The 6,579-nt window shown below is 66.0% G+C and carries 8 protein-coding genes; 5 read left to right on the top strand and 3 right to left on the bottom strand.

The genetic code is table 11. The features are described 5' to 3' along the window. Positions 1-752, top strand: a 752-nt coding sequence (locus F6S12_RS19910; protein ID WP_315869247.1) for a 1,6-dihydroxycyclohexa-2,4-diene-1-carboxylate dehydrogenase, incomplete at its 5' end; no start/stop codon positions are given. A 75-nt stretch (positions 753-827) separates the two neighbouring features. Here the strand turns inward: F6S12_RS19910 and F6S12_RS19905 are convergent. The 3 genes from F6S12_RS19905 to F6S12_RS19895 form a co-directional block, all read right to left on the bottom strand. Continuing rightward, positions 828-1,370, bottom strand: a complete 543-nt coding sequence (locus F6S12_RS19905) for a hypothetical protein (protein ID WP_315869246.1) — start codon at positions 1,368-1,370, stop codon at positions 828-830. Between the two features lie 190 nt (positions 1,371-1,560). Then, positions 1,561-2,943, bottom strand: a complete 1,383-nt coding sequence (locus tag F6S12_RS19900; protein ID WP_315869245.1) for an ATP-binding protein — start codon at positions 2,941-2,943, stop codon at positions 1,561-1,563. Next, positions 2,940-3,602: a response regulator gene (locus tag F6S12_RS19895; protein ID WP_019092959.1), complete on the bottom strand. Its 663-nt coding sequence runs from the start codon at positions 3,600-3,602 to the stop codon at positions 2,940-2,942. Before F6S12_RS19895 ends, F6S12_RS19900 begins: the two co-directional genes overlap by 4 nt. 169 nt (positions 3,603-3,771) lie before the next feature. On the opposite strand from F6S12_RS19895, the gene F6S12_RS19890 reads away from it, so the two are divergent. The 4 genes from F6S12_RS19890 to F6S12_RS19875 are packed head-to-tail and all read left to right on the top strand — an operon-like array spanning position 3,772 to position 6,535. Further along, the gene (locus F6S12_RS19890; protein ID WP_315869244.1) at positions 3,772-4,038 is read left to right on the top strand and encodes a PepSY domain-containing protein; all 267 of its coding nucleotides are present in this window, start codon (positions 3,772-3,774) and stop codon (positions 4,036-4,038) included. Further along, complete coding sequence (locus F6S12_RS19885; RefSeq protein ID WP_315869243.1) at positions 4,038-4,583, top strand: cytochrome b/b6 domain-containing protein; 546 nt, start codon at positions 4,038-4,040, stop codon at positions 4,581-4,583. The genes F6S12_RS19890 and F6S12_RS19885 overlap by 1 nt, the downstream gene beginning before the upstream one ends. Before the next feature lie 45 nt (positions 4,584-4,628). Further along, entirely contained in the window at positions 4,629-5,924 is a 1,296-nt protein-coding gene (locus F6S12_RS19880) for a sialidase family protein (protein ID WP_315869242.1), read from the top strand. Continuing rightward, positions 5,924-6,535: a hypothetical protein gene (locus F6S12_RS19875; protein ID WP_315869241.1), complete on the top strand. Its 612-nt coding sequence runs from the start codon at positions 5,924-5,926 to the stop codon at positions 6,533-6,535. Before F6S12_RS19880 ends, F6S12_RS19875 begins: the two co-directional genes overlap by 1 nt. Positions 6,536-6,579 lie beyond the last annotated feature (44 nt).

Below are 6,579 nucleotides of genomic sequence, written 5' to 3'. Positions count from 1 at the left end.
TCGCCCTGGTCACCGGCGCCGCCCAGGGCATCGGCCGTCGCGTTGCCGAACGCCTGGCCGAAGAGGGCGCTCGCGTGGTGTTGGTGGATCGCTCCGAACTGGTCTTTGAACTGGCCGCTGCACTCAGCCCCCGCTACCCGGTGCTGGCCCTCACCGCCGACCTGGAGCAGTACAGCGAATGCAGCCGCATCATGGCCGCCGCCATCGACCACTTCGGCCGCCTCGACATCCTCATCAACAACGTCGGCGGCACCATCTGGGCCAAGCCTTTCGAGCACTACGAGCCGGCGCAGATCGAAGCCGAAGTGCGCCGCTCATTGTTCCCCACCTTGTGGTGCTGCCACGCCGCCTTGCCGCAGATGCTGGAGCAGGGCCGCGGCGCCATCGTCAATGTTTCCTCCATCGCCACCCGCAGCCTCAACCGCGTACCCTACGGCGCGGCCAAGGGCGGCATCAACGCACTCACTGCATGCCTGGCTTTTGAAACCGCCGGCCGCGGCGTGCGGGTCAACGCCACCGCTCCCGGCGGCACCGAGGCACCGCCGCGGCGCATTCCGCGCAACAGCGCCGAGCCCAGTACCGAAGAGCAGGCCTGGTACCAGCAGATCGTCGACCAGACCCTGGATAGCAGCCTGATGCACCGCTACGGCAGCGTTGACGAGCAGGCGGCGGCGATCCTGTTCCTGGCCTCCGACGAAGCCTCCTATATCACCGGCACGGTGCTGCCGGTGGGCGGCGGCGATCAGGGCTGAACGAGGGGCGAACTGGACGCCCTTACCTGTGGCTGGCCACGGCGGTGCTTATGCAGCTGGCCAGCCCGATGGCCTCTATGGCTGCGGTGGAATGGAGTAGGGCAAGGTGATCGGCGGTGCATCCTGCAGTTGCCGCGAAGACTGCGCCATCAGATAACCGATGATCTGCGCCGAGCTCAGCTCGATATGCAACATATCTTGATCGCCAAACCACTCGTTGGGCCAGAAGATCAGGTCCGAGGCATTGGCCTCGGGGAAGTTGGTTTCCAGCAGGTTCAGGGCGTAGTCCGTATCAGATTCCGTGCCCTCGCACTGGCAGATGAAATCCGCCACGGCGCAGGCCTCGGCGAAGCTCAGGTCGTCAACGTAGCGCTCCTGATGAAAGGCCGTGCGCAGAAAGTTCGCCGCGCTGGTATGGCTGTGCATATCGCGAAATTCGTGGAACTCGAAAGGCCGGCCGGCGTGGCTGTTCCACTGCTGGATCAGTGCATTGATCTCGGGGCTTTCCCGTTCCTGGTTGTCCCAGATCCGGTCGAGGATCTGCTTCAGCAAGCCCTTCATCAGCGCACGTATTTTCGGCGTGGCGGGTGTTGGTTTCAGCCGTTCCGGCATGGCCATGGGTGTCTCCCTGATTGTCATTTCGTTTGTAGGAGTCGGCTGCCGACGAAGGCGATCTTACGGACGCTTTCACCGGCAAGCCGGCTCCTACGGGGGCGTGCTTGTGTAGAAGCTGGCTTGCCAGCGAATACGCCCGCAAGGCCGCCCCCATTCCCGAGCGGCGCACAGGATAGGCCCTTCGCGCCGCCGACTAAAGCGCCGGCCCCAGCAACAACAATGCACACAGCCCGCCCTCAGGCCGATTGCGCAACTCCAGGCGACCGCCGATCTTGCTGACGATCATCTGCACAATCGCCAGCCCCAGCCCGGCGCCATTGGCATTGCCCTGGCTGTAGAAGCGCTCCAGCAAACGCTCGCGCTGCTGCTCGTCGATACCCGGCCCCGCATCTTCCACACACAGGTGCATCGCGCCGTCCGCCTGGAGCCGCAGGCCGATCCGTACCTCGCTGCCCGCTGGGGCAAAGTTCAGGGCGTTGGTCACCAGGTTCTGCAGGGCGATGGCCAGGGCCACCGGGTCGGTAGCGATCAGGCAGCCTTCGTCGCCTTCCAGCACCAGTTCGACGTCTTTCTCCAGGGCCAGGGGCGTCAGTTCCGCCAGCTCTTCGCGCACCAGAGCGCTGAGGTCGATGCGGCTCAGGCGCGGGCTGTTCAGCTGCGGTTCGATGCGCGCCATGGTCAGCAACTGGCTGCCGATGCGGGTGGCCCGGTCGACGCCGCTCACCAGAAAGTCCAGGGCTTCCCGGCGTTGCTCCGGGCTGCCGGCACTCTGGGCGTTCTGCGCATGAATCCGCAGGATCGCCAGGGGCGTGCGCAGTTCATGGGCGGCGTCGGCGATAAAGCGACGCTCGCGCTCCAGCAGGCTGTCGATCTGGGCCAACAACTGGTTGAGGGCGGTCTGCATCGGCTCCAGGTCCTGGGGCAGGGGCTTGAGGCCGAGCGGCTGCAGGGTGTCGCTGCTGCGCCCGCGAATGGCCCGGGCCATGGCCCGCAGCGGCGCCAGGCCCCAGCCGATGGTCAGCCAGATCAGCAGCGCCAGCAGCGGCACGCCGATCAGGGTCGGCCACAGGGTATGGCGCACGATGCGCTGGATCAGGTCCTGGCGAATGTCATCGCGCTCGCCGACCCAGATCAGCAATCCCTGCTGCGGGTCGGCCAGCAGGAAGGCGCACCAGTCCTTGCCGTTTTCCAGGATGTCGTGGGCCCCCAGGGTGGTGGGCGGCGCCTCCAGCAGCGGGGCCTCGGCGGAGCGCATCAGCAACTGGCCGTCGTCGCGCCAGACCTGGAAGGTCAGGCGGGTTTCATAGGGGTGGGCGGCGCCGTCCACGCCGACCCGGCTCATGGCCTGGTCGAAGGCCTGGTGCAGGCGCTCCCAGTCCGCCGCGTCCGGCTTTTGGGCCGGGTCGCGCTGGCGCAGTACCCCTTGCAGCAGGCGCGCGCTCTGGGCCAATTGGGCGTCGTAGACCTCTTCGATCTCATGGTGGCTGTCGCGCAGCACCAGCCAGCTGATCAGCAAATCCCCCAGCAACACCAGCACCAGGACCGGCAGCAGAATCCGCGTGCGCACCGAGTTCATGGCTTGAGCGCCAGCACGTAACCGACGCCGCGCACGGTGCGGATCAGCTCGCTGCAGAGCTTCTTGCGCAGGTTGTGGATCAGCACTTCCAGGGTGTTGCTCTCGACCCGGTCCTGCCAGCCGTACAGCGCCCGGGACAGGCGCTCGCGGGTCACCACCTTGCCCGGGCGCACCATCAGCTGGTGCAGCAGCTGGTATTCCATGGGCGTGAGCACCACTTCGTTGTCTTGGTAATGCACCTGCTGGTTGGCCGGGTCGAGGCGGATGCCGGCGTGTTCCAGCAGCGGCTGGGCACGACCCTGGCTGCGGCGCAGCAGGGCGCGGACCCGGGCCTTGAATTCCTCGACGTCGAAGGGCTTGACCAGGTAGTCGTCGGCCCCGGCATCCAGCCCGGCGATGCGCTCGGCGGTGCCGTCGCGGGCGGTGAGAATCAGCACCGGCAGGTCCTGCTGGGCGGCGCGCAATTGCTGCAGCAGTTCGAGGCCGTCGAGCCGCGGCAGGCCCAGGTCCAACAGCAACAGGTCGAAGCTTTCGGTGCGCAGGGCGTGCAGGGCGCTGGCGCCGTCCTGCAGCCAGTCCAGGGTGTAGCCTTCGGCGCTCAGCGCCACGCGAATGCCCTGGCCGAGGGCACGATCATCTTCGACAAGCAGCAGGCGCATGGGCGGTTCTCGGTAGGGCGAGGGGCAGGGAAGGGGCGCATGATGACGCCGGCCAAGCTTGGCCGGCAGGGGGTTGTCGCGGGGAAAATGTTACGGCGCGTTGCCAACTAAGCTTTCACTAAGCTTGGTTTTGCACAGTGGAATCTCCCCCATCACCGGAGCGTTCTCCATGCGCAAGATCTTCCTGCTGTCCCTGGTTCTCGCCAGCCCCCTGGCCCTCGCCGGCCCGCAATGCACCACCGCCGAACGCTCGCAATGGCAGGATCAGAAGGCCTTTCAGGAACAGCTCAAGGCCCAGGGCTACGAGATCAGCAAGTTCAAGGTCACCGACGGCAACTGCTACGAGATCTACGGTTTCGACAAGGACAAGCGCAAGGTCGAGATCTACCACGACCCGGTCACCGGCAAGGCGGTGAAGACCGAGATCAAAGGCTGATGCCAGAGGCTTCCCTGCGGCTGTGGGACCCGCTGGTGCGACTGTTTCACCTGTCCATCGCCGGGGTCTTTATCGGCAACTACTTCTTCAATGAAGCCGGTGACGACTGGCACGTCTGGCTCGGCTACTACGCCATGGCCTGGCTGCTGTTGCGCACAGCCTGGGGATTTGTCGGGCCGCGCAGTGCGCGCTGGTCCGACTTCTGGCCGACCCGGGCCCGGCTGGCGCGGCACCTGCGCTCGCTGCGGGTCGGGCGCCCCGAGCATCGCCTGGGGCATTCGCCCCTCGGGGCTTTAGTGATGTTGCTGATGCTGCTGGCGCTGTTGCTGATCGGCATCAGCGGTTTCCTGATGCAAGAGATCGATGCCCTGTGGGGCGCCGATTGGCCGCTGCAAGTGCATGAGACTAGCGCCGATGTGCTGCTGGGGCTGGTGCTGTTGCATGTGTGCGCGGCGATTTTTGAAAGCCTGCAGGTGCGCGACAACCTGCCGTTGTCGATGCTCACCGGCCGCCGTCGGCACTTGCCGGACAGTGATCGGCACTAATGGTTTTTCCCTTGTTCCCACCCTGTATTTGCCACGGGCTCCTGTATGCGTGCGCTGTCCTTTCGCCTGATCTTCCTCTGCGGCAGCCTGCTGTTGGCCGTCGTCTTTATTGCCGCCTGGCGCAGCCATCCTCCCCATCAGCTGGCGCCGTTTGCCCAGGCTGTGGTCAGCAGCGATACGGCTACGACCAACAGTACGCCGCAATACAACAGCCGTTTCGTCTCCTCTGACCTGGATGACTTCGTGCATTCGTCCTCGGTGACCGCCTTGCCCGGCGGTGACCTGATGGCCGTGTGGTTCGCCGGCTCCCGGGAAGGCGCCGCCGACGTCCAGGTGCGCAGCGCACGCTTTGACGCCAAGACTGGAGAGTGGGGCGCCGAGCAGGTGCTGGCCACCCGCGAATCAACCCGTGACGGCACCGGGCGCTACATCCGCAAGCTCGGCAACCCGGTGATCGCCCTGGGCCCGGACCAGCGCCTGTGGCTGTTCTACGTCTCGGTGTCGGTGGGCGGCTGGGCCACCAGCGCCATCAACCTGATGGTTTCCGACGACCTGGGGCGCAGCTGGTCGGCGCCGCGACAGCTGGTGACCTCGCCGTTCTTCAACATCAGCACCCTGGTGCGCGCCGCGCCGGTGTTCCATGCCGACGGCTCGATCGGCCTGCCGGTGTACCACGAGTTGATGGGCAAGTTCGCCGAGTACCTGTACCTGAGCGCCGACGGTGCGGTGATCGACAAATTCCGCATCAGCCGTGGCAAGCACTCCCTGCAACCGACCATCGTGCCCCTGGACGAACGCCGCGCCGTGGCCATGCTGCGCTACGCCGGCGACACCCACCACAAGGTCCTGGCCAGCCGCACCGAAGACGCCGGGCAGACCTGGAGCGAGCCCTATCCGCTGCAACCGTCCAACCCCAACTCATCGCTGGCGGCGGTGGGCACCGACGACCAGGGCGTGCTGGTGGCCCTCAACGACCTGCAGGACGGACGCTTCAAACTCAGCCTGTACGGCACCGATGCCGGCCTCAGCCAATGGCGGCCCCTGGTGGAACTGGACCAGTCCCCCGATCCCCTGGGCCAGCCGTTTTCCCACGAGGCCTACAAGGACATCATCGGCGAAGGCTTCCGCGCCTCCAGCGGCGCCCGACGCCTGCCCCTGGAACAGCGCTTCCTGAGCAACCTCGACTACCGGGTGTGCAAGCCCCAGGGCTGCGACTTCGAGTACGAATACCCCTACTTCAGCCGCGGGGCGGACGGCCTGTACCACCTGGTCTATTCCTGGAACAACACCTTTATCAAGCACGTCAGCTTCAACGCGGCGTGGCTGGCGGAGCGCTTGTGATGCTGTCGCTATGGCAAGCACACCTGAGTTTTATCCTCCTGGGCTTCGTGCTGCTCGGCAGCCTGCGCCTGACCGCGCCCTGGCGGCCCTGGCTGCTGCCCGTGCTGGCCCTGGTCAGCTTTATTCCACTGAACCAGCTGCCGCTGGCGGCCTATGTGCGCAGCTTCACCGATGACCTGGCCATCAGCACCCTGGTGCTGCTGGGCTGGGTCAGCCTGCGGCACTTGGGGGTGATTGCGCCCTTGCCAGCCAAACACCGAGTGCAGGTTTTGCTGCTGTTTATCGGCCTGACCCTGAGCCTGTACCCCGCGACCCTGGGCCTGACCTACCTCGACCCCTACCGCTGGGGCTACAACCCACGGCCGATGATCGTGCTGATGGGCCTGGCGGCGCTGGTGCTGCTGTGGCAGCGCAACCTGCTGGGGGGACTGATGCTGGCGGCCGGGACCCTGGCCTTTGCCCTGCGTCTGAAGCCTTCGGAAAACTACTGGGACTACCTGCTGGACCCGCTGCTGGCGGGCTACTGCCTGATCGCCGGCAGCGGCGCGCTGCTGCTGTGGCTGTGGCGCCGCTTTGCCCAGCGCAGCCGCGGGCAGCCCCTTGCCGGGTAAACCAACAGGCCGCGCCGCGGCCTTCGACAACACCACACAGAGGT

This window comes from Pseudomonas sp. JV245A (assembly GCF_032424515.1).
In the GTDB taxonomy this organism is placed as follows: Bacteria; Pseudomonadota; Gammaproteobacteria; order Pseudomonadales; family Pseudomonadaceae; genus Aquipseudomonas; species Aquipseudomonas protegens.
Note: the sequence above shows the minus strand (reverse complement) of the source record. Positions and strands in the feature narration are given on the sequence as shown.

Bases quoted from the DNA above. Each gene is read 5' to 3' on its own strand.
- F6S12_RS19880 (WP_315869242.1), top strand. From the start codon at position 4,629: ATGCGTGCGCTGTCCTTTCGCCTGATCTTCCTCTGCGGCAGCCTGCTG.
- F6S12_RS19905 (WP_315869246.1), bottom strand. From the start codon at position 1,370: ATGGCCATGCCGGAACGGCTGAAACCAACACCCGCCACGCCGAAAATA.
- F6S12_RS19890 (WP_315869244.1), top strand. From the start codon at position 3,772: ATGCGCAAGATCTTCCTGCTGTCCCTGGTTCTCGCCAGCCCCCTGGCC.
- F6S12_RS19875 (WP_315869241.1), top strand. From the start codon at position 5,924: ATGCTGTCGCTATGGCAAGCACACCTGAGTTTTATCCTCCTGGGCTTC.
- F6S12_RS19895 (WP_019092959.1), bottom strand. From the start codon at position 3,602: ATGCGCCTGCTGCTTGTCGAAGATGATCGTGCCCTCGGCCAGGGCATT.
- F6S12_RS19885 (WP_315869243.1), top strand. From the start codon at position 4,038: ATGCCAGAGGCTTCCCTGCGGCTGTGGGACCCGCTGGTGCGACTGTTT.
- F6S12_RS19900 (WP_315869245.1), bottom strand. From the start codon at position 2,943: ATGAACTCGGTGCGCACGCGGATTCTGCTGCCGGTCCTGGTGCTGGTG.